The sequence below is a fragment of the Amycolatopsis lexingtonensis genome (assembly GCF_014873755.1).
Taxonomy (GTDB): domain Bacteria; phylum Actinomycetota; class Actinomycetes; order Mycobacteriales; family Pseudonocardiaceae; genus Amycolatopsis; species Amycolatopsis lexingtonensis.
On the sequence record NZ_JADBEG010000001.1, the window covers coordinates 7,544,147 to 7,564,744 of the forward strand.

The window sequence follows — 20,598 nt, forward strand, 5'->3', positions numbered from 1 at the left end:
GCTCACTGGTTCGGGGTGTTCCAGCGCTCCGCGATGTCGCCGTAGCGCGCCAGCACCGTCGCGCGCAGCTCGGGATCCGTCCGCGGCACCGGCTCGATGAACACCTCGGTGACGTCGTTGAACGACCCGGTCAGCTCGCTCGCGAGCCGGACGCACGCGCGTTCGAGGTCGCCGGCGCTCAGGGAGTCGTCGAAGTCGACGCGGGTGCAGACGAGGACCTGGTCGGTGCCCATCAGCATGGTCTGCAGGTCCACGACCGCTTCGATCTCCGGCGCGGCCGAGAGGTGGTCGCGGACGCCGCGGACGATCTCCGGGTTGGCCTGGCGGCCGATGAGCAGGCCGCGGTTCGTCCGCCCGAGCAGGTAGGCGACGAAGGCGAGCAGCACGCCGATGACGATCGATGCGACGCCGTCCCAGACCTCCGAGCCGGTGAGCTGGTGCAGCCCGATGCCGGCGAACGCGACCAGCAGGCCGATCAGCGCGGCGGAGTCCTCGAACAGCACGGTCTTCGGCGTCGGGTCGTCGATCAGGCGGAGGTACGTCCAGAACGACCGGTTTTCGGCCTTGGACTCTCGCACGGTCTGGCGCACCGCCTGCACCCACGACGTGCCCTCGAGCAGGAACGCCACCGCCAGCACGAGGTAACTGAGGATCGAGGTGCTCTGCGCTTCGCCGTGGCCGAGCAGTGTCGACACGCCCTCGTAGAGCGCGAACATCGAGCCCGACGCGAAGATCGACACCGCCGCGAGCAGCGACCAGAAGTAGCGCTCCTTGCCGTAGCCGAAGGGGTGCACGCGGTCGGCCGGGCGGTCGGAACGTTTCAACGCGGTCAGCAGCAGGACTTCGGTGAACGTGTCGGCCACCGAGTGGGCCGCTTCGGAGAGCATCGCGCCCGAGCCGGTGATGATGCCCGCGATCAGCTTCATGACGGCGATCGCCAGGTTCACCCCGCCGGCGAGCAGGACGGTCAGAGTGCTTTCGCCACCGGAGTTCTCGGATTCCTCGGTCACCCGGTGAGCGTAATGCTCAGAGGCTGCGCAAGCCGTGCAGAACGCGCTCCATCAGCGCCACCGCCGGGCGGCCCTCGGCGTTGACCCGGTTGTCGTGGATGGTGACCAGGCCCTGCTCGGCCATGTCGTCCAGCAGCACGCGGACGACGCCGAGGGGCACGCTCAGCGTGGCCGCGACCTCGGCGACCGAGCGCGGGCGGGAGCAGAGCGTGCGGACCGAGCGGAGCTCGCCGGTCAGCCGGGCACCGTTCCAGTGGGCGCCGGCGCGCGTCGAGACGAGCGCTTCGATCGCCAGGTGCCGGCGCGACTGCGTGCGGCCGCGGGTCAGGACGTACGGGCGTACGAGCGTCCGCTGGGCGGGCACGGGGTCCTGGGCACCGGCGCCGGGGAAGCGGACGTCCATGTCGTCGATGTAGGTGCGGAGAGCGTGTCGCCCGGTCGTCGTGCTCCGGTCCTCGCTCATGCCTGGCCGCCCCCTGATTCCGTGATCGTCGAAAGGAAGCCTTCGCTGGCAACGACGGCGGCGAAGGAAACGTCAGGATACGCCCGTTGTCCAGGGTTCAGGTCTTCGTTTGTCCTTTACCTGATGGGCCATTTCGGTGAATTTCATGAACAACTTTCAAGAAAACGATTACACCGGCCAAAATCCCAGCTAGTGGACGTGTGACATCGCGTAGCGCAATGGCTACATCAATGCGAATTGCGCAATGTAAACGGCCCCGACCAGGAAGTTCCTGGCCGGGGCCGCTGCATGAAATGTCGTGTCACTCTTTTGCGAGCGAAGGCGCTCCGGTGGGTAGCGGCTTCGTCGCCGGCTTGCGCTTGACCGACTCGAGCAGCATCTGCGCGACGTCGACGATCTCGACCTTCTCGCTCGCGCTGCCGTCGCTTTGGCGGGCGGTCAGGCCGTCGTTCAGCATCACCTTGCAGAACGGGCAGCCGGTGGCGATCTTCGACGGCGCGGTCCCGAGGGCCTCGTCGACGCGCTCGACGTTGATCCGCTTGCCGATCTTCTCTTCCATCCACATCCGCGCGCCGCCGGCACCGCAGCACATCGACTTGTCGCCGTGCCGCGGCATCTCGCGCAGCCGCGCCCCGGTCGCGCCGACCAGCTCGCGCGGCGCCTCGTACACCTTGTTGTGGCGGCCGAGGTAGCACGGGTCGTGGTAGGTGACGTCCTCGGCGACCGGCGCCACCGGCACCAGCTGCTTCTCCCGCACCAGGCGGTTCAGCAGCTGCGTGTGGTGCACGACGTCGAACTGGCCGCCCAGCTCCGGGTACTCGTTGGCGAGGGTGTTGAAGCAGTGCGCACAGGTCACGACGACCTTGCGCGCCTTCCGCTCACGTCCCTCGAACACCGAGTTCAGGATCTCGACGTTCTGCTGCGCGAGCATCTGGAACAGGAACTCGTTGCCCGCGCGGCGGGCCGGGTCGCCGGTGCAGGACTCCTCCGAGCCCAGCACCTTGTACTTCACGTCGGCCATGTGCAGCAGCTCGGCGACCGCGCGCGTCGTCTTCTTGGCGCGGTCCTCGAACGCGCCGGCGCAGCCGACCCAGAACAGGTACTCGGCGTCGCCGAGGTCGCCGTCGAACACCGGCACCTCGAAGTCGAGGTCCTCGGTCCAGGCCAGCCGGTCCTTGGCGTTCTGGCCCCACGGGTTGCCCTTGTTCTCCAGGTTCTTGAACATGCCGTTCAGCTCGCTGGGGAACGACGACTCGATCATCACCTGGTAGCGGCGCATGTCGACGATGTGGTCGACGTGCTCGATGTCGACCGGGCACTGCTCGACGCAGGCACCGCAGCTGGTGCAGGACCACAGGACGTCGGGGTCGATGACGCCGCCGTCGTCGCCGATCAGGGCCTTCTGGGACTCGGCGATCGCGAGGACGTCGATGCCCGCGTACATGTTGTCGCCGGACAGGCCGACCTCGTCGCCCGCCATGTCGCGCTTGCCGCCGGCCAGCAGGTACGGCGCCTTCGCGTAGGCGTGGTCACGCAGCTGCGTGATGACCAGCTTCGGCGACAGCGGCTTGCCCGTGTTCCACGCGGGGCACTGCTCCTGGCAGCGGCCGCACTCGGTGCACGTCGAGAAGTCCAGCCAGCCCTTCCAGCTGAAGTCCTCGATCTTGCCGACGCCGAAGGTGTCCTCGTCCGGGTCGGCTTCCTCGAGGTCGAGGACCTTGCCGCCGCTCATCATCGGCTTGAGCGCGCCGAGGGCGACGCCGCCGTCGGCCTCGCGCTTGAAGTAGATGTTGAAGAACGCGCTGAAGCGGTGCCACGCGACGCCCATGGTCATCGTGCGCGCGACCACGATCAGCCAGACCGTGGCGCTCATCAGCTTGACGAACGCGAACACCGTGACCAGGTTCGGGCTGGCCGGCAGCAGCTCACCGAGCGGGTTCGAGACGAAGGCCGCCCAGGTCGGCGTCTCGTGCGCGCCGAGCGCGGCCTTCGCGGCGCGGACGCCGATGATGCCGATGCCCTCGATCAGGACGACGGCCTCGATGAAGTACGCCCACTTGAAGTTGGAGCCGGCGAAGCGGCTCTGGCGGTCGGCGCGGCGCGGGTGGTTGCGCTGGCGGATCGCCATCAGCACCAGGATGCCGACGATCGTGCCGAGCCCGAGCAGCTCCATGAGCAGCTGGAACGGCGGGAAGTCGTCGAGGATCGGCCAGCCCCAGCTCGGGACGAAGACCTCGCCGTAGGCCTCGAACAGCGCGAGCGAGCCGAGCAGGAAGCCCCACATCACGAGCCAGTGCGCCGGCCCGACGCTGCGCTTGCGGTTCATCCGCGTGTGCGCGGCGAACTCCTTGATCAGCGTCTTCATGCGGGGCATGAAGGGGCCGTTGCGCGTCGAGTCGGGCTGCCCGAGACGGATGACGCGCACGAAGCGCGCGATCGTCGCGGCGAACATTCCCCAGGCGACGACGCCGAGCAGGACCGAGATCCCGCCGAGCGTCAGTTGCAGAGCGCCCATCGTTCGGGTGCCTTTCGTCCGGTTCAAAACTGTGGTGGTGCCGGGAGACTAACCTTCCTTACTGATGAGTAACCCGTTGAGTGGGCCTAAGTCCCACCGATGTGGTGTACGTCGCTCTTTGTTTTGGGACGATCGTTCAGGTAGTTTTCACCCTATGGGTGCGTACCTTCTCCTCGCGCTGGCGATCGCCGCCGAGGTCTCCGCGACGATCTCGCTGAAGCTCTCCGAGGGCTTCTCGAAGCTCGGCCCGTCGATCGTCGTGGTGCTCGGGTACGCCGTCGCGTTCGTCGCCCTGTCGTACGTGCTCAAGATGGGGCTGCCGATCGGCGTCGCCTACGCGATCTGGGCCGCGGCCGGCGTCGCGCTGGTCGCGATCGCCGGCGTCGTGTTCCTCAAGGAGCCCGTCAACGCGGCCATGATCGCCGGGCTGGCGCTGGTCATCGGCGGTGTCGTGCTGATCGAACTCGGGAGTGCTTCGACGTGAAACTGCAGGTCGACGGCCGCAAGGCGCGGGGAGAGAAGCGGCGCGCGGAGATCATCGAGGCCACGCTGCGGATCATCGAGCGCGACGGCGTCGCGGGCGTGACCCACCGGACCGTCGCGGCCGAGGCCGGCGTGCCGACGACGTCCACGACGTACCACTTCTCGTCGCTGGACGACCTGCTGATCGCGACCCTCATCTCGTGCGCCCGCGACATGGCGACCGAGGTCTACTGGATGATCGACCGGGCCCGGTCCCGCGGTTCGCGCGGCGCCGAGGAGGTCGCAGGCCTGCTCGCCGAGGCGCTGGGCCCGCGGCGCGGGCGCACGATGGCCGAGTACGAGCTGTACCTGCTGGCCGCGCGGAAGCCGGAGCTGCGCCCGGCCGCGCGGCGCTGGCTCGACGTGCTGACGTCGATGGTCCGCCACGACGACGAAGTGGCCTTCCGGGTGTTCCTCGCGGGCATCGACGGGCTGCTGATCCAGGGCCTGATCGACGACGAGCCGCCGTCCGCGGACGAGCTGCGTCCCGTCGTGGACTACCTGCTGAAACCGCGTTGACGCCGGGCTTAGTTTCGGATCATGCGGACCTTCGGTGAGTACGAGCTGGACGACGACCGGGCACGGCTGGACCTCGACGTGGTGTGGAAGTTCCTCTCCACCGAGGCCTACTGGGGTCGCTGGCGCACCCGCTCGCAGGTCGAGGCCGCCATCGCCGGCTCGTGGCGGATCGTCGCCGCCTACCGCGGAGATGAGCAGGTCGGCTTCGCGCGGGCCTTTTCCGACGGCGTCGGCTCGGCGTACCTGGCCGACGTCTTCGTGGTCGACTCCGCGCGGGGCACCGGGCTCGGCAAGGAACTCGTCCGGGAGATGATCGACAACGGGCCTGGCGCCGGCTTCCGCTGGATGCTGCACACCGCCGACGCGCACGGGCTGTACCGCCAGTTCGGCTTCGGCGAGCACACGAAGGGCCGTTACCTGGAACGCGAAGGCGTCAACCGGGAAGCCCTGCGCTGACCCGGCGCCGATCGGCGCCGGGCCCGCTCACCTCAGCCCTTGTTCTCGTACACAGCCGTGAGGACCGCGCGCGCCAGGGTGTGGCCGAACATGTTGAAGCCCAGGAACGCCGGCGTCGCGTCCTCCGGCACGTCGAGCTTGTCGACGTCGAGCGCGTGCACCGCGAAGTAGTACCGGTGCGGGCCGTGCCCGGGCGGCGGTGCGGCGCCGAGGAACTGCTTGACCCCGCCGTCGCCCTTCAGCGTCACCGCGCCTTCGGGGAGGCCCGAGCCGTCGCCGGCGCCGGACGCCAGCTCCGTCACCGACGCCGGGACGTTGAACACGGCCCAGTGCCAGAAGCCGCTGCCGGTCGGGGCGTCCGGGTCGTAGCAGGTGATCGCGAAGCTCTTCGTCTCCGCCGGGAAGCCCTCCCACGCCAGGTGCGGCGAACGGTCCTCGCCGCCGGCGCCGAAGATGCCGGACAAGTGGGGCGTGGCCAGGGTTTCGCCGTGGGCGACGTCGGTGCTGCGGAGGGTGAACGACGGCACGTCGGGCAGGGATTCGTACGGGCCGGGTGCTTGCGGCATGGATCCTCCTGATCATGGAACTGGAGTCTTGCGCCAGGTTAGGCCCCCGGTACCGCCCCCGCGTGTCAGGGACGGATCTCAGGGTTCTTCGGGGGGTTACCCCCATGTACTGGGTCCCGTACCGGCCATAACGTTCTTCACGCAGAGGAAACAACACTGAGGGGACCACGACCATGGCGCGCCCGCTATTGGCTCTGGGTGGCATCGTCCTGATCGGCGTCGGGCTGGCGACCGCGTTCGGCTGGGGCTGGGGATCGGACTTCGAGAACAGCAACACCCTGTCGCAGACGATCCGCAGCGTGAAGCTGGAAGGCGACTCGGGCGCGGTGAAGATCCGCACCGGCTCGGGGCCGTCGACCGTGCACCAGTCGGTGAACTACCACTGGCGGGGCAAGCCGGGCGACACGTTCTACCGCGTCGACGGCGACCAGCTCGTGCTCACCGACTGCGGCAACAACTGCTCGGTCGACTTCGAAGTCGTCGTGCCGGAAGGCGTGCCGGTCAGCGGCAGGCTGGACTCCGGCGGGCTGGACGTCCGCGGGGTGGCCAGTGTGGACGTTCAGGCCGACTCCGGGCACGCCAAGGTCGAAGACGTGCCGGGCCTGGTGAAGCTGCGGCTGGAAAGCGGCGGGATCGACCTGGAAAACGTCGGCGAGGTCCAGGTGCACGCCAGTTCCGGCAGCATCGAGGGCAAGGGCGTGCGCGGCCCGGTCGACGTGACGTCCGAGAGCGGCAGCGTCGAGTTTTCGCTGGAGCAGGCGAACAACGTGAAGGTGAAGGCCGAGAGCGGCAGCGTCGAGGTCACCGTGCCGGGCGGGCCGTACCGCGTGGTCGGCACCAGCGACAGCGGGCACCGCGACATCGACGTCCCGACCGACGGATCCGCGTCGCACACGCTCGACCTCACGACCGAAAGCGGCAGCGTCACGGTCCGCGCGGCCTGACTTTTCCTTACTACGGGGGATATTTCCGATGGGCAAGATCGAACGGCGCGTGCTGGCTGCCGCGCTGCTGGGCGCGGTCGCGATGTTCGGCGTCGTCGGCTTCGCGCGTGGTGAATCCGCGGCGACGCCGGCGCAGGGGGTGCCGGTCACCGTGGATTCCCACTATCGAGTGACTTCGTGGGTGGGTACGCCCGCGGAAGTCGTTGCGCGGCAAGGAAATTCCGATTTCTTCTTCTCTTCCTGGACCACGCGCCGCTCCTGATCCTGTCGGGGGTCGCTGTTAGGAATGGGGTGCGCCGAAGGACGGCGTGCAGGGGAGGAAACGCAAACATGGACGTGCGCCGGATCTTGGTGGCCGTCGCGGTGGTCGTGCTCGTGGCGGCGGTACCGGCCGTCGCCGAAGCTTCTTCGCTGTCGTGGAAACCTTGTGCCACACAGCAAGAGGCGACGGCGGAATGCGCGTCGGTCGACGTGCCGATCGACCGCGCGCAACCCGCGCTGGGGTCGGCGCGGCTCGCGCTGACCCGGTTGCCCGCGCTCGACCCGGCCCACCGGATCGGCTCGCTGCTGGTGAACCCGGGCGGGCCGGGCGGCTCGGGGGTCGGGTTCGTGCAGTTCGGCGGCTTGGCCTCGCCGGACCTCGCCCGGCTGCGGCAGCGGTTCGACATCGTGGGCTTCGACCCGCGGGGAGACTGGTTCAGCACGCCGCGCATCACGTGTGATCCGTCGTTGTGGGATCCGGCGCTGAACCGGTTCCCGGCGTCCCGATCGGCGTTCGACGCGTTGGTGGCGCACAACCGCAAGGCGGGCGAGGACTGCCTGGCCCGCACCGGGCCGTTGCTGGCGAACGCGGACACGCAAAGCGCGGCCGAAGACATCGAGACGATCCGCGTCGCACTGGGCGAGCCGAAGATCTCGTGGCTCGGTCTCTCGTACGGCACCGAGCTGGGCGCGGTCTACGCGTCGAAGCACCCGGACCGCGTGCGGGCGATGGTGCTCGACGGCGCCGTCGACCACGCCCGCCCGTTGCGTCAGGCGATCCTCGAAGAGGCCGCGGCGACCGAGGACGCGCTGGTCCGGTTCGCGGACTGGTGCCGCGGCTCGGCCGAGTGCGCCCTGCGTGGGCGGGACGTCCTCGGGTTCTACGACGACGTCGTGGCCCGGGCGGCGCGGGGCGCGATCTGGTCGAGCGACCTGGGCGGGAAGGCGACGGCCGACGAGATCTCGGCGGGGGTCTACAACCACCTCTACGTCCGGGACGAATGGCCCGCGCTGGGCCGGGCGCTGGCCGCCGCCGGCGGGGAGTTCCCCGACGCCAAGGGGCTGACCGAGCGGAACCAGTTCCGGTCCCCGATCTACGGGGCGTACCGGGCGATCGGCTGCCACGACTTCCCGTCGCCGTTCACCGGGCCGGCGGACATGGCCGCGATGGCCGGGCTGCTCCGCGTGGTGGCCCCGCACAGCTGGCGGTACTCCGAGTACTGGGACTTCACGAGCGGCTGCACCGGCTGGCCGGTCCCGCCGAAGAACCCGCCGCAACCGCACCCGGTCCACGGCGCCCCGCCGATCCTGGTGGTCGGCGGCGCCCACGACCCGGCGACCCCGCTGTCCTGGGCCCGCGGCCTGGCGGCGAGCATCGACGGTTCGGCCCTGCTCACCCGCACCGACGACGGCCACACGGGCCTGCTCAACTCGGCCTGTGCCCGGGCGGCCGAGGTGGACTACCTGGTGAGCGGGCTCACACGGGGTTCTCGCCAACTCTGCCGCTGAACCCGGGAACAAGAACCGGGGCCGCCTCGTTAGGCTGGGTACGAAGGTTGAGTGCAGTCGACTCAAGTCCGGCTTGACGAGGCTCGCGAAGACCAGACTAAACTTGCCAGGGACCCGCTCAAGGCGGGGACGAACGTGCAGGTCACGAACATAGCAGGCTTACACAGGAGGAAGCACCATGGCGCGAGCGGTCGGCATCGACCTCGGCACGACCAACTCGGTCGTCGCCGTCCTTGAGGGCGGCGAGCCGACGGTCATCGCCAACTCGGAAGGCTCCCGGACCACCCCCTCGATCGTCGCCTTCGCCAAGAACGGCGAAGTGCTGACCGGTCAGCCGGCGAAGAACCAGGCCGTGACGAACGTCGACCGGACGATCCGGTCCGTGAAGCGGCACATCGGCACCGACTGGAAGACCGAGATCGACGGGAAGAATTACACGTCGCAGGAGATCAGCGCCCGGGTGCTGATGAAGCTCAAGCGCGACGCCGAGGCGTACCTGGGCGAGACCATCACCGACGCGGTGATCACCGTCCCGGCGTACTTCGAGGACGCGCAGCGGCAGGCCACCAAGGAGGCCGGGCAGATCGCCGGCCTGAACGTGCTCCGCATCGTCAACGAGCCGACCGCCGCCGCGCTGGCGTACGGCCTGGACAAGGGCGAGAAGGAACAGACCATCCTGGTCTTCGACCTCGGTGGCGGCACGTTCGACGTCTCGCTGCTGGAGATCGGCGAGGGCGTCGTCGAGGTCCGCGCGACCTCCGGCGACAACCACCTCGGTGGTGACGACTGGGACGAGCGCATCGTCAAGTGGCTGGTCGACAAGTTCAAGGCCACGAACGGCATCGACCTGACCAAGGACAAGATGGCGCTGCAGCGCATCCGCGAGGCGGCGGAGAAGGCGAAGATCGAGCTGTCCAGCTCGAACTCGGCCAGCATCAACCTGCCCTACATCACGGTCGACGCGGACAAGAACCCGCTGTTCCTCGACGAGACGCTGTCGCGCGCCGAGTTCCAGAAGATCACCTCGGACCTGCTCGAGCGCACCCGGAACCCGTTCAACAACGTGATCCGGGACGCGGGCATCGCCGTCGGCGACATCGACCACGTCGTGCTCGTCGGTGGTTCCACCCGCATGCCGGCGGTGTCCGAGCTGGTCAAGGAGCTGACCGGTGGCCGCGAGCCGAACAAGGGCGTGAACCCGGACGAGGTCGTCGCGGTCGGCGCGGCGCTGCAGGCCGGTGTGCTCAAGGGTGAGGTCAAGGACGTCCTGCTGCTGGACGTGACCCCGCTGTCGCTGGGCATCGAGACCAAGGGTGGCGTGTTCACCAAGCTCATCGAGCGCAACACCACGATCCCGACCAAGCGCTCGGAGATCTTCTCCACCGCGGACGACAACCAGCCGTCGGTGCAGATCCAGGTGTTCCAGGGTGAGCGCGAGATCGCCGCGCACAACAAGAAGCTCGGCATGTTCGAGCTGACCGGTCTCCCGCCGGCCCCGCGTGGCGTCCCGCAGATCGAGGTCACCTTCGACATCGACGCGAACGGCATCGTGCACGTCCTGGCCAAGGACCTCGGCACGAACAAGGAGCAGTCGATGACGATCACCGGTGGCTCCGCGCTGCCGAAGGACGACATCGAGCGCATGGTCCGGGACGCCGAGGCGCACGCCGAGGAAGACAAGGCTCGTCGCGAAGAGGCCGAGACCCGCAACCAGGCCGAGACGCTGGTCTACCAGACCGAGAAGTTCCTCAAGGACAACGACGACAAGCTGCCCGACGACCTCAAGGGCAAGGTCAAGTCCGCGATCGACGAGGCCAACGAGGCCTTGAAGGGCACGGACTCGACCAAGATCCGCGAGGCGATCGAGAAGCTGAACACCGCTTCGCAGGAGCTGGGCAGCGCCCTGTACGCCAACGCGAACGCCGACGCCGCCGCGGGTGCGGCCGGTGCTTCGGGCGCGGCCGGGGACGCCGGTGCGGCCGGCGGCCAGGCCAAGGCCGATGACGTGGTGGACGCCGAGATCGTCGAAGAGGACGAGAAGAAGTGACCCATAGCTACGACGAATCCGAGAGCCAGGGCCGCGGCCCCGAGGAGCCGGTGGTCGTGCGGGATCGGCGTCGGGTGGACCCCCAGACCGGGCAGGTCCGCCCGCCCGGTCCGGCCCACGCCGCGCCGGAGCCGGAAGAGGAGCCCGTGGAGCACGCGGGCCCCTCGCTCGGCGAGTCCATTGTGGACGATTCGGTGTCGGTGGTCTCCGACGTGGAGAAGGAGCTGGCCGAGCGCACCGCCGACCTCCAGCGCCTGCAGGCGGAGTACGCCAACTACCGCAAGCGGGTCGAGCGCGACCGCGAGGCGGTCGTCCTCGGCGCGAAGGCGTCCGTGGTGAACGACCTGCTGCCGCTGCTCGACGACCTCGAGCGGGCCGAGCAGCACGGTGACCTCACCGGGGCGTTCAAGTCGGTCGGCGACAAGCTGATCAGCGGGCTGCAGCGCGCGGGCCTGGAGTCGTTCGGTGCCGAGGGCGAGCCCTTCGACCCGAGCGTGCACGAGGCCGTGCAGCACAACACCTCGCCGGACGTGGCGGGCCCGACGGTCACCGTGGTCATGCGCCGCGGTTACCGCTTCGGGGACCGCGTACTGCGGGCGGCGCTGGTCGGCGTGACCGACCACGAGCCCGGTGCGGTCCCGGTGGACCCGCCCGTCGGTGGCGAGCTGCCACTCGACGGCGGAGTCGATGAACAGCAGCGATAAGCGGTATCCGGTTCAAGTGGGAGGAGGAGACGCCCGATGAGCGCACGGGAATGGATCGGTAAGGACTTCTACCGTGAGCTGGGCGTCTCTTCCGACGCCACCTCGGACGAGATCAAGAAGGCCTACCGGAAGCTGGCCAAGGAGAACCACCCGGACGCGAACTCCGGCAACGCGGAGGCGGAGCAGAAGTTCAAGGCGGTCTCCGAGGCGTACGGCGTGCTCTCCGACGCGAGCAAGCGCAAGGAGTACGACGAAGCTCGGCGCCTGTTCGGCGGCGGGGGCGGGTTCAACTTTCCCGGCGGCGGTGGCACCGGCAGCTTCGACGTCGGGGACATCTTCGGCCAGGCCGGCGCCAACCAGCAGGGCGGCTTCGGCGGGCTCGGGGACATCCTCGGCGGGCTGTTCGGCCGTGGCCGCGCTTCGGCGGGTGCGACGGCGAACCGGCCGCAGCGCGGTGCCGACGTCGAGACGGACGTCCGGATCGACTTCACCGAGGCGGTCAAGGGCGCGACCCTGCCGCTGCGGCTGTCGAGCCCGGCGACCTGCTCGACGTGCGGTGGCAACGGTGCGAAGCCGGGTACGTCGCCGCGGACCTGCCCGACCTGTTCCGGTTCGGGGCTGGTCAGCCGCAGCCAGGGTGCCTTCGCGTTCTCGGAGCCGTGCCGCGACTGCCGCGGCCGCGGGACGATCATCGACGACCCGTGCCCCGAGTGCGGCGGCGAAGGCGTCAGCACGCGGACCCGCACGCTGACCGTCCGGATCCCGCCGGGCGTCGACGACGACCAGCGGATCCGGCTGGCCGGTCAGGGCGAGCCGGGCCGGGGCGGCGCGCAGGCGGGCGACCTGTACGTCCGGGTGCACGTGGCTCCGCACGCGCTGTTCGGGCGCAAGGGGCTCGACCTGACGATCTCCGTGCCGGTGGACTTCACGGAACTGACGCTGGGCACCACGATCACGGTGCCGACGCTCGAGGGCAAGGTCTCGCTCAAGGTGCCGCCGGGCACGGCGAGCGGCCGGGTGCTGCGTGTGCGCGGCAAGGGCATCGCCAAGCGCGATGGTTCGCAAGGTGATCTGCTCGTCACCCTCCAGGCGGCGATTCCCGCCAAACTGGACGACAAGGCGCGCGAAGCTCTGCAGGCGTACGCCGAGGCGATGGCCGGGCACGACCCCCGGCCCGAGATCACTGAGCTGCTCGAAGGCAGGTGAGTGGGATGTTCGGCGGGATCCCCCAGGAAGGCGACGAAGAGACCCCGGTGTTCGTCATCTCGGTGGCGGCCCAGCTCGCCGGGATGCACGCGCAGACGTTGCGCACCTACGACCGGCAGGGCCTGGTTTCGCCGGGCCGCACCTCCGGTGGCGGGCGGCGCTACTCGATGCGGGACATCGCGCTGCTGCGCGAAGTCCAGCGCCTGTCGCAGGAGGACGGCGTCAACCTGGCCGGCATCAAGCGCATCATCGAGCTGGAAAACCAGGTCGACGCGCTGCGGGCCCGGATCACCGAGCTGACCGAAGAACTGGCCGCGGCGTATCGCGCGGGCGAACAGGCCGCGGCGGCGGCACACGCGTCCTACCGCCGGGACCTCGTGCCGCTCAACCAGCAGACGGCGATGGTGGTGTGGCGGCCCAAGCGCCGTTGAACAAGTGAACCGCGAAGGCCTCCCCGGGTGACCGGGGAGGCCTTCTTGCGTCAGAGCTCCAGCCGCGGCCAGGCCGCGAGGTCCGCCAGCATCCGGCGGTCGTGCGTCGCGACGACCACCGCGGCCGGGGTGTCCATTAGGGCCTCGGTCAGCTCCTCGACGAGCACCGCCGACAGGTGGTTGGTCGGCTCGTCGAAGACGAGCACGTCCGGCCGCCCGGCCAATCGCAGCGCGAGGTCGAGCCGGCGTTGCTGCCCCTGCGACATCCGCCCGACGGGAGTGCGCAGCGCTTCAGTGTCGAGGAGACCCATCGCCGAAAACGGGACGCCGGCACGTTCGTAGAGCCGACGGGCGGTGAGATCTTCCGGCCAGGCCGGGACTTCCTGGCCGATCAACGCCACGCGCGCGCCGGCCAGGTGCCGCACCGAGCCGGTGGTCGGCGTGAGCTCGCCGGCGATGGCCGACAGCAGCGTCGACTTGCCGGCGCCGTTGCCGCCGGTGACGAGCAGCCGGCCGCCGTGGTCGAGGGTCAGCGTGACCGGGCCGTCGAGGCGGCCTTCGACGCTGACGCCCGCCACCCGGACCAGGGACCCGCGGGTGGTGGCGCCGAGATCCGGCCACCGCAACGACAACGGCGGTTCGGGCACGGTGACGCGGTGGGCTTCCAGCGCGGCCCGTTCCCGGTTCAGCGCCTGGACGACGCCGGGCGCGCGGGTCTGCCGCTGGTGCCGTCCGGTGCCCTTGTCCGGGCGCCAGCCGGTGCTGAGCCGGTCGCGGGCCTGCGCCACCGCGGCGGTGAGCTGCCGGCGCGCGTCCTGCTGGTCCTCGTGCTCCTGCACCCACCGCTCACGGTCGCGGCGGCGCCCGTCCTGCCAGGCGTCGTAGCCGCCGGCGTACCGGCGCGGACGGCCGTCCTGGCTGGGGTCGAGGTCGAGGAACTCGGTCGCGACGTCCGCCAGCAGCGCCCGGTCGTGGCTGACCAGCGCGACCCCGCCGTCGTGCCCGCGCAGGCGGGCGGTGAGGAACGCCAGTCCGGCGGCGTCGAGGTGGTTGCCGGGCTCGTCGAGCAGCAGGAAGTCGTACCGCGCCCCGAGCAGGCAGGCCAGCCGCACGCGGTAGCGCTGCCCCACCGAGAGCGTGCTCAGCTCGCGGCCGCGGTCGGCGCAGGCGTCGAGGGCTTCGAGTGCGACGTCGACGCGGCGCTCGGCGTCCCACGCGTCGAGGCGCGTGGCCGCGTCCAGCGCGACGGCGTAGCGCTCTTCGGCGCCTTCGGCCGACCGCGCGAGATCTTCGGTGGCGGCGTCGAGCGCGCGCAGGGCGTCGTGGACGTCCCGCAACGCCTCGGTGGTCAGCGTCCCGACGGTCTCACCGGACCGGAACGGCAGTGCCTGCCGGGCGACCCCGACGGTGCCGGTCCGGTGGACGGCACCGTGGTCGGGCGCGCGAAGCCCGGCGAGGACGTGCAGCAGCGTGGTCTTGCCACGCCCGTTCTCGCCGACGATCGCCAGCCGCGACCGGGCGGAAACGGTGACGCTCACGTCGTGCAGCACCCGGCGCGAGCCGAGCGTGACGCCGACGCTTTCCGCGCGCAGGTGGACGGGCTGGGTGGAAAAAGGGGATGACAAAGGTGGCTCCGCGGCTCAGGAGGGAGCCGGGCAGCACGGGAGCGGCCGCCCGGCAAGGACCGGAACGGCGGGCAAAAGGTGGGTGCGCCGCCGTCAGCGGCGGGTCCGCAACCTCATGAAGACGGGACAGGAGTACATGATCGCGAGGCTAACCGCGCGGCCGGGCGGGGCCAAGTGAATAACCGGGCAACCGCGAGCAGCCCCTCCCGGCTGCCCGCGGTTCCGCGCCGCGGGTCAGGTCTTGAAGTTCAGCAGTTGCTGCACTTCGGCCGTCCGCGACTCGATCACCCGGCGGGCCAGGTCGCGGGCCTCGGCGTTCACGCCGCCGGAAGTTCCGTTCTCCGTCCGGGCGAGCTCGACCGCGCCTTGCTGCTGGCCCGTCAGCACGTCCAGGAACTTGCGGGTGAACTCCGGGGCCGGTGCGGACTTCAGCGCGCCCACCAGGTCCGGGGCCGTCATCCTCATGCCACCGTGGCCGGCGTGGGCCTGGGGGTTCGCGTCCATCGCTTCGGGCTCGTTCCAGGCTCGGAGCCAGCCCTTCATCTGGTCGACCTCGGTCCGCTGCGTCACCTCGATCGCCGCCGCGAGCTCCTTCAGGGACGCCGGTACCGGCCGGTTGGCGGCCAAGCGGACGATCTCGATGCCCTGCTCGTTCTGGGGGATCAGCATCTGCAGGAACATCACGTCGGCCGCGTTGTGGGACGGGGCGGCCGGGGTCGCGCCGCTGCCGCATCCGGCCAGCAGCAGCGCGACGACGGCCAAGACCACTCTCACTGGCGTTGCCAGAGGGCCGGGGTGTTCGGCGGCTCCCAGCCCGCGATCGCCGTGTGCGGCTGGAGGCAGCGGTAGCTCACGCCGTTGTACGTCACGACGTCGCCCGCCTTGTACGCCGTGCCCGCCGACCAGGTGCCGGTCGACGGCGGGGTCGTCGTCGGGGGCGGGGTCGTGGTGGGCGGCGGGGTCGTGGTCGGGGGCGGCGTGGTGGTGGGCGGCGGCGTGGTGCCACCGCCGCCGACCTGCAGGTCGACGCAGCTGTAGAACGCGTTGGCGGTGTCCGCGATGTTCCAGATGGCCAGCACCTTGATCCGGCCCGAGTACCCGGCCAGGTTCACCGTGTGCGACAGCGTCGGCGGCGGCTGCTGGTTGTTGCCGTTGAAGACCGCGACGCGCGTGTTGCCGACGTAGTACTCGTAGTTCGACGTCGAGTGGCGGGCGGTGAACACCCAGTTGAACGTCACCGTGCTGCCGACGGACTTCGCGGGCCACGGCTTCGATTCGTCGTTCAGCTCGGCGAACTGCGACAGCCCGCCGTTGCAGCTGCGCAGCCCCTTCGGGCCTTCGACGCTCTGCGGTTCGTAGATGATCTCGCCGCAGTTCGGGACCTTCCCCGCCGCGCAGTTGGCCTGGCGGCTGGGCGGGTCGGAGATGTACCCGTGGGCACTCGCGGTGGCGGCGGGGAGGACGACGACCAGCACCGGTGCGAGCAGGGCACCGGCGGCGGCCGCGAAGAGCTTGCGTTTCCAGGTCATTTCGGCTCCTCGAGGGGGAACAGCTCTGTTCCGGAGGGAGGACGAACGAGCACATCCGGGGAAGATGTGGTCTAGACCATAAGGCGATTCGGGCACAACGGTCAACGAACTACCGCCGTTCGACGAATTCGCTGCTCCGCTCGGCTCAGTGCGAAGGTCGCGCCGGTTGCTGCAGGTGTTCGCCGAAGAAAGACGTCACCCGGCGCCACGCGTCTTCCGACGCCTCGTGGTGGTAGGTGAACCCGACGACCTTGAGCAGCAGGTTCAGCGGCAGCGCGACGTCGATCTTGTTCGCGAACCCGTGGCTCGCGCCCGGGTACTCCTTGACGTCGTGCGGGATCTCGCGCTCGGTCAGCGCCGTCTCGAGCTTGGCCGCCGCGCCGCGCAGGGAGAAGTCCTTCTTGCCGAAGCTGGCGACGACCGGGCAGGCGTCGTCGAGCACCGACAGGTTCTTCGGGAGCTGCCCGTAGTAGGGCGCCGACGCCTCGAAGCCACGAGACGCCGCGACCAGGGCGAAGCCGCCGCCCATGCAGAAGCCGGCGATGCCGATCCGGCCCGTGCAGTCCGGGCGGGCGGCGAGCAGTGCGCGGGCCGCTTCGATGTCGTCGAAGCTTCGTCCCTGGTTGGCGAACATGTCCGAAAACACCCGGCGCACACAGCGGCGCATGCCCCCGCGCGAATACATGTCCGGGCTGAGCGCCAAGAACCCCTCGGCGGCGAAGCGGTCGGTGATGTTCTTCGTGTCCTGGCTCAACCCGAACGCGTCGTGGATGAGCACCACGCCCGGGTGTGGCCCTTCGCCGGCGGGCTCCGCCAGGTAACCGCCGATGGTGCCGTCCGAAACCGGAATCGTCGTCTCCATATCGGCGACGATAGCGCGATCAGTCCAGCGTGAACGGATCGTACGAGATCCGGTCCAGGTCGATCCCCTTGGCGAGCAGCTCGGCGATGGTGGATTGGATCATCGACGGCGAGCCGGAAACGAGGACGTCGTGGTTCCGCCACGAATCTCGCTGGGTCACCGCGTGCGCGAGCGTGCCGCGGTCGCCGCCGGCCACCGCGCCTTCTTCGGTGACCGGCGTGACCGTCAACCACTTGGACGTCGCCGCCATCCGGCGCAGATCGTCCAAAGCGTACAAATCTTCCGGTCTTCGGCCCCCGAAGAACAGGTGCACCGGCGGGTTCCGCTGCCACCGGGAAAGGTCGTCGAGGATCGCCAGCAACGGCGTGATCCCGGTGCCGCCGCCGATCATCAGCAGCCGCTGCTTGGTGGTGGTCGGCCGCACGTCGAGCGCGCCCATCGACGGCCCGAGGCGCCAGACGTCGCCCGGTCTCGTGTGGTTGACGATGCTGCCGCTGACCCAGCCGCCGGGCACCGCGCGCACGTGGAACGTGAGCAGGCCGTCGCCGCGGGGTGCGTTCGCCGGGGACAGGTACCGCCAGAACCGCGGCCGCTGCGGCACCTCCACGCTGACGTACCCGCCGGCGCGGTACGGCAGGAGACCCTCGGTGCGCACCTTCACGAGCGCGACGTCGCGGGCGAGTTTCCGGTGCTCCAGCACGGTCGCCGACCACGCCGCCGGCCCGGTCTCCGCCTGGGCCGCCTCGCGCATGGTCTTGGCGATGAGCCCGTACGCGGCGGTCCACGCCGACGCGACCTCGGGCGTCCACTTCTCCCTGAGGAACCGCTTGAGCGTCGAGATCAACGCGAGCCCGACGGCGTCATAGTGGCGGGAGACGACGGCGAACTTGCGGTGGTCGCGGCCCAGCTGCCCGAGGAAGGTGGCCAGCTCGTCGGGGCGGTCGACCATCTGCACGACGTACACGAGCGCGCGCAGCAGCCTGCTCCGCTGGGTCGTCATCGTCGCCGGGAACAAGTCGCGGCAACCGGGGTCGATCACGAACAACGCGCCGTAGAAGTACTGCGCCAGTTCGTCGGCTCTCGGCTCGACGGCCGCAAAACTTTCACGAATCAATCGAGCGAGCTCGCGACCTTCCACGGCCGAAACGGGAAGTGTTTCGGGCAGCGCGGAGATCTTCACGGATTCAGCATTCATCGGGAACGGTAATCTCCAGTCGTGCACAGGTAAAACGCCGTCCATGCGGCGTCGCTGTCGCGGTGCCGCCCCCGAGGGTTCCCGACTCTAGGCGTATTCCCGTGCAGATGCGCGTGATTGCGCGCGGTCCCGCTCGAACGGACCAATTTGGCCACAAGCGGTCAACTCGATCTGGCGGTGCGTAAAAACGATCACTCAAGTGAAATGTTCACCGGACAGGGGTATTGCCTTTCCGGTGTTACGGGAATCAGTCGATCGTGAACGGATCGTATTGAATCTGGTCCAGTGCGCTGCCCGCCACGAGCATGCGCGACACCGTCGCCCGGATCATCGACGGCGAGCCGGACACGAGGATGTCGTGGCCGGCCCAGGCGCCGTAGCGCGTGACGGCCTCGGCCAGCGTCCCCTGCTCGAACCCGGGGACGTCGCCGCCGCGCTCCACCACCGGCGAGACGGTGAGCCACGGGTTGGTGGCCGCGAGCGCGCGCAGTTCTTCGAGGTCGTAGAGGTCCTCGCGGGCCGGTCCGCCGTAGAAGAGGTGCGTCTTGGGGTTCTCGCCCCACAGCGCGAGGTGGTCGAGGATCGCGCGCAGCGGCGCGACGCCGGTCCCGCCGGCGATCATCAGCACTCCCCGTGACGCTTCGCGGTCGACCGTCAGCCTGCCGAGTGGCGGGCCGAGCCGCCAGACGTCGCCGGGCTGGGTGTGGCTGACGATGGCGCGGGAGACCCAGCCGCCGTCGACCGCGCGGACGTGGAACTCGATGCCGCCGTCCTCACGCGGCGCGTTCGCCGGGGAGAGGTAGCGCCACAGCCGTGGCCGCTGCGGCACCTCGACGCTGATGTACTGGCCGGGGTGGTAGGGCACCGGCCGCTCGGGCAGCAGCCGGACGAGGGCGAGGTCCCAGGTCAGCCGCCGGTGCTCGACCACGGTGGCCTGCCACGACGGCGGGTTCTGGTCGGCCGCGGCCGCGTCCTGCATGGCGCGCGCGGCGATCGTGAAGGCTTCGGCCCACGCCCGTTCGACCTCGGGCGTCCACTCCCGGCCGAGGTGGTTCTTGAGCGACGCCAGCAGCGCCGTCCCGACCGCTTCGTAGTGCCGCGGCACCACGCCGAACTTGCGGTGGTCGCGGCCGAGCTGGCGCAGGAACGGCGCCAGGTCGTCGGGCCGGTCCACCATCTGCACGATGTGCACCAGCGCGCGCACCAGCCTGCCGCGCTGGATCTCCATGTTGATCGGGAAGAAGTCACGCGTGGTCGGCGCGAGGGTGAACAGCATCCCGTAGAAGAACTGCGAGATGTCCGCGATGTACGGCTCGGACTTGGCCCAGCTGTCCCGGATGAGCTTGACCATCGCGGCGACCGCGGCGGGAGCTTCGCGCGAGGTCGACGACCGCGGGAGCGGGCTGACGGAATCGGCTGTCATGCGCGGGTGTTCACGGGTCGGGGACCGCCTCCCGGGTCCATCGCCACTGCTGCCACCTCGTCACTCAACGTCACCCGAACGCGCCGCGCGCTCGGCCCGTCCGCAGGGTAGCCGCCGGGCGGCCTTTTGCCCGCATTGTTGCTCCGACCGGGTGTATTTCCCCCGGTCGCGCGTGGGCGACCTCACCGGCCGGATGGTTGCCCAGAGCAAGCGTCCGGCAATAAACTTGTATTGCACAACTATAGGAGGTTCCGATGGGCTTCGACGACATCGACGACGACGTCCGGGTCGAGCTCATGCGCGAGCTGAAGACCGCTTCCCAGCTCCAGCACGCCTGGATCATGCAAGCCTGGCAGAGCGAGCCCGGGCTGCACCCGGCGGCCGCGATGCTGCTCTCGGACCTGGCGAAGAACGGCGAGGCCAGGCCGTCCGAACTGGCGAAGCGCCGGTTCGTCGACCTGTCCGTGGTGAGCAGGCAGATCGCCCAGCTTTCCGCCGCCGGGCTGATCGACCGCCGTCCCGCGCCCGAAGACGGCCGGGCGTCATTGGTGAGCGTGTCGGAAAAGGGCCGGGCCGAGCTCGCCCGCTGGCGCGCCAACTACCTCGAATTCATGGAGAAAGCGCTCGGTGGCTGGGACGACGAGCGCGTCACCGAGCTCACCGAGCGGCTCGCGGGGATGAACGCGGACCTCCGCCGCGCCCTCGGCAGCGACGAATGTCAGGCCGCCTCGGTCAAGTGACGCGGCGCCTTCGGAGAGCCACCCGCAGTGGACTTTCGCGGGCCGGAAAGTCTCCGTTCGGGCCTGACCGG

At 69.8% G+C, this 20,598-nt stretch carries 21 protein-coding genes; 11 read left to right on the plus strand and 10 right to left on the minus strand.

The window, feature by feature from the left end; genetic code table 11:
• Positions 1–2: 2 nt before the first annotated feature.
• The 3 genes from H4696_RS34780 to H4696_RS34790 all read right to left on the minus strand — a co-directional run bounded on the left by H4696_RS34780 (position 3) and on the right by H4696_RS34790 (position 3,988).
• A complete protein-coding gene (locus tag H4696_RS34780; RefSeq protein ID WP_086864343.1) occupies positions 3–1,010 on the minus strand; it encodes a cation diffusion facilitator family transporter in 1,008 nt (335 codons plus the stop codon).
• A 16-nt stretch (positions 1,011–1,026) separates the two neighbouring features.
• Entirely contained in the window at positions 1,027–1,473 is a 447-nt protein-coding gene (locus H4696_RS34785; protein WP_086864342.1) for a DUF742 domain-containing protein, read from the minus strand.
• Between the two features lie 301 nt (positions 1,474–1,774).
• Positions 1,775–3,988, minus strand: coding sequence for a (Fe-S)-binding protein (locus tag H4696_RS34790; protein ID WP_086864341.1), 2,214 nt, complete (start codon positions 3,986–3,988; stop codon positions 1,775–1,777).
• Positions 3,989–4,142: 154 nt separating this feature from the next.
• Between H4696_RS34790 and H4696_RS34795 the strand changes: the two genes are divergently transcribed.
• The 3 genes from H4696_RS34795 to H4696_RS34805 are packed head-to-tail and all read left to right on the plus strand — an operon-like array spanning position 4,143 to position 5,485.
• Positions 4,143–4,472, plus strand: a complete 330-nt coding sequence (locus tag H4696_RS34795; RefSeq protein ID WP_086864340.1) for a DMT family transporter — start codon at positions 4,143–4,145, stop codon at positions 4,470–4,472.
• Positions 4,469–5,029: a TetR/AcrR family transcriptional regulator gene (locus H4696_RS34800; RefSeq protein ID WP_086864339.1), complete on the plus strand. Its 561-nt coding sequence runs from the start codon at positions 4,469–4,471 to the stop codon at positions 5,027–5,029. The genes H4696_RS34795 and H4696_RS34800 overlap by 4 nt, the downstream gene beginning before the upstream one ends.
• 21 nt (positions 5,030–5,050) lie before the next feature.
• On the plus strand, positions 5,051–5,485 hold the full coding sequence (locus H4696_RS34805; protein WP_086864338.1) for a GNAT family N-acetyltransferase: 435 nt from the start codon (positions 5,051–5,053) through the stop codon (positions 5,483–5,485).
• A gap of 32 nt (positions 5,486–5,517) precedes the next feature.
• On the opposite strand, the gene H4696_RS34810 is transcribed toward H4696_RS34805, so the two are convergent.
• Positions 5,518–6,051, minus strand: a complete 534-nt coding sequence (locus H4696_RS34810; protein ID WP_192782692.1) for a YbhB/YbcL family Raf kinase inhibitor-like protein — start codon at positions 6,049–6,051, stop codon at positions 5,518–5,520.
• 173 nt (positions 6,052–6,224) lie between these two features.
• On the opposite strand from H4696_RS34810, the gene H4696_RS34815 reads away from it, so the two are divergent.
• The 7 genes from H4696_RS34815 to H4696_RS34845 all read left to right on the plus strand — a co-directional run bounded on the left by H4696_RS34815 (position 6,225) and on the right by H4696_RS34845 (position 13,153).
• Positions 6,225–6,995 (plus strand): DUF4097 family beta strand repeat-containing protein, encoded by a 771-nt coding sequence (locus H4696_RS34815; protein ID WP_086861919.1) that lies wholly within the window; start codon positions 6,225–6,227, stop codon positions 6,993–6,995.
• A 28-nt stretch (positions 6,996–7,023) separates the two neighbouring features.
• Positions 7,024–7,257: a hypothetical protein gene (locus H4696_RS34820; protein ID WP_086861920.1), complete on the plus strand. Its 234-nt coding sequence runs from the start codon at positions 7,024–7,026 to the stop codon at positions 7,255–7,257.
• Between the two features lie 68 nt (positions 7,258–7,325).
• Positions 7,326–8,765 (plus strand): alpha/beta hydrolase, encoded by a 1,440-nt coding sequence (locus H4696_RS34825; RefSeq protein ID WP_086861921.1) that lies wholly within the window; start codon positions 7,326–7,328, stop codon positions 8,763–8,765.
• 178 nt (positions 8,766–8,943) lie between these two features.
• The gene (gene dnaK, locus H4696_RS34830; protein WP_086861922.1) at positions 8,944–10,812 is read left to right on the plus strand and encodes a molecular chaperone DnaK; all 1,869 of its coding nucleotides are present in this window, start codon (positions 8,944–8,946) and stop codon (positions 10,810–10,812) included.
• Complete coding sequence (gene grpE, locus H4696_RS34835) at positions 10,809–11,516, plus strand: nucleotide exchange factor GrpE (RefSeq protein WP_086861923.1); 708 nt, start codon at positions 10,809–10,811, stop codon at positions 11,514–11,516. The genes dnaK and grpE overlap by 4 nt, the downstream gene beginning before the upstream one ends.
• 36 nt (positions 11,517–11,552) lie before the next feature.
• Positions 11,553–12,722 carry a molecular chaperone DnaJ gene (gene dnaJ, locus H4696_RS34840; RefSeq protein ID WP_086861924.1) on the plus strand — a complete coding sequence of 390 codons (1,170 nt, stop codon included), beginning with the start codon at positions 11,553–11,555 and terminating at the stop codon, positions 12,720–12,722.
• A gap of 5 nt (positions 12,723–12,727) precedes the next feature.
• Positions 12,728–13,153, plus strand: coding sequence for a heat shock protein transcriptional repressor HspR (locus H4696_RS34845; protein ID WP_086861925.1), 426 nt, complete (start codon positions 12,728–12,730; stop codon positions 13,151–13,153).
• Between the two features lie 50 nt (positions 13,154–13,203).
• On the opposite strand, the gene H4696_RS34850 is transcribed toward H4696_RS34845, so the two are convergent.
• The 6 genes from H4696_RS34850 to H4696_RS34875 form a co-directional block, all read right to left on the minus strand.
• The gene (locus H4696_RS34850) at positions 13,204–14,778 is read right to left on the minus strand and encodes an ABC-F family ATP-binding cassette domain-containing protein (protein ID WP_086861926.1); all 1,575 of its coding nucleotides are present in this window, start codon (positions 14,776–14,778) and stop codon (positions 13,204–13,206) included.
• A gap of 234 nt (positions 14,779–15,012) precedes the next feature.
• On the minus strand, positions 15,013–15,552 hold the full coding sequence (locus tag H4696_RS34855) for a DUF305 domain-containing protein (RefSeq protein ID WP_249027060.1): 540 nt from the start codon (positions 15,550–15,552) through the stop codon (positions 15,013–15,015).
• Positions 15,549–16,307, minus strand: coding sequence for a lytic polysaccharide monooxygenase (locus H4696_RS34860; protein WP_192782693.1), 759 nt, complete (start codon positions 16,305–16,307; stop codon positions 15,549–15,551). The genes H4696_RS34855 and H4696_RS34860 overlap by 4 nt, the downstream gene beginning before the upstream one ends.
• A 145-nt stretch (positions 16,308–16,452) precedes the next feature.
• The gene (locus tag H4696_RS34865; RefSeq protein WP_086862913.1) at positions 16,453–17,169 is read right to left on the minus strand and encodes a dienelactone hydrolase family protein; all 717 of its coding nucleotides are present in this window, start codon (positions 17,167–17,169) and stop codon (positions 16,453–16,455) included.
• A gap of 19 nt (positions 17,170–17,188) precedes the next feature.
• Entirely contained in the window at positions 17,189–18,364 is a 1,176-nt protein-coding gene (locus H4696_RS34870; RefSeq protein ID WP_420831523.1) for a globin domain-containing protein, read from the minus strand.
• A 247-nt stretch (positions 18,365–18,611) separates the two neighbouring features.
• Positions 18,612–19,787, minus strand: a complete 1,176-nt coding sequence (locus H4696_RS34875; protein WP_192782694.1) for a globin domain-containing protein — start codon at positions 19,785–19,787, stop codon at positions 18,612–18,614.
• A gap of 254 nt (positions 19,788–20,041) precedes the next feature.
• On the opposite strand from H4696_RS34875, the gene H4696_RS34880 reads away from it, so the two are divergent.
• Positions 20,042–20,527, plus strand: coding sequence for a MarR family winged helix-turn-helix transcriptional regulator (locus H4696_RS34880; protein ID WP_086862912.1), 486 nt, complete (start codon positions 20,042–20,044; stop codon positions 20,525–20,527).
• The last annotated feature ends 71 nt before the right edge of the window (positions 20,528–20,598 follow it).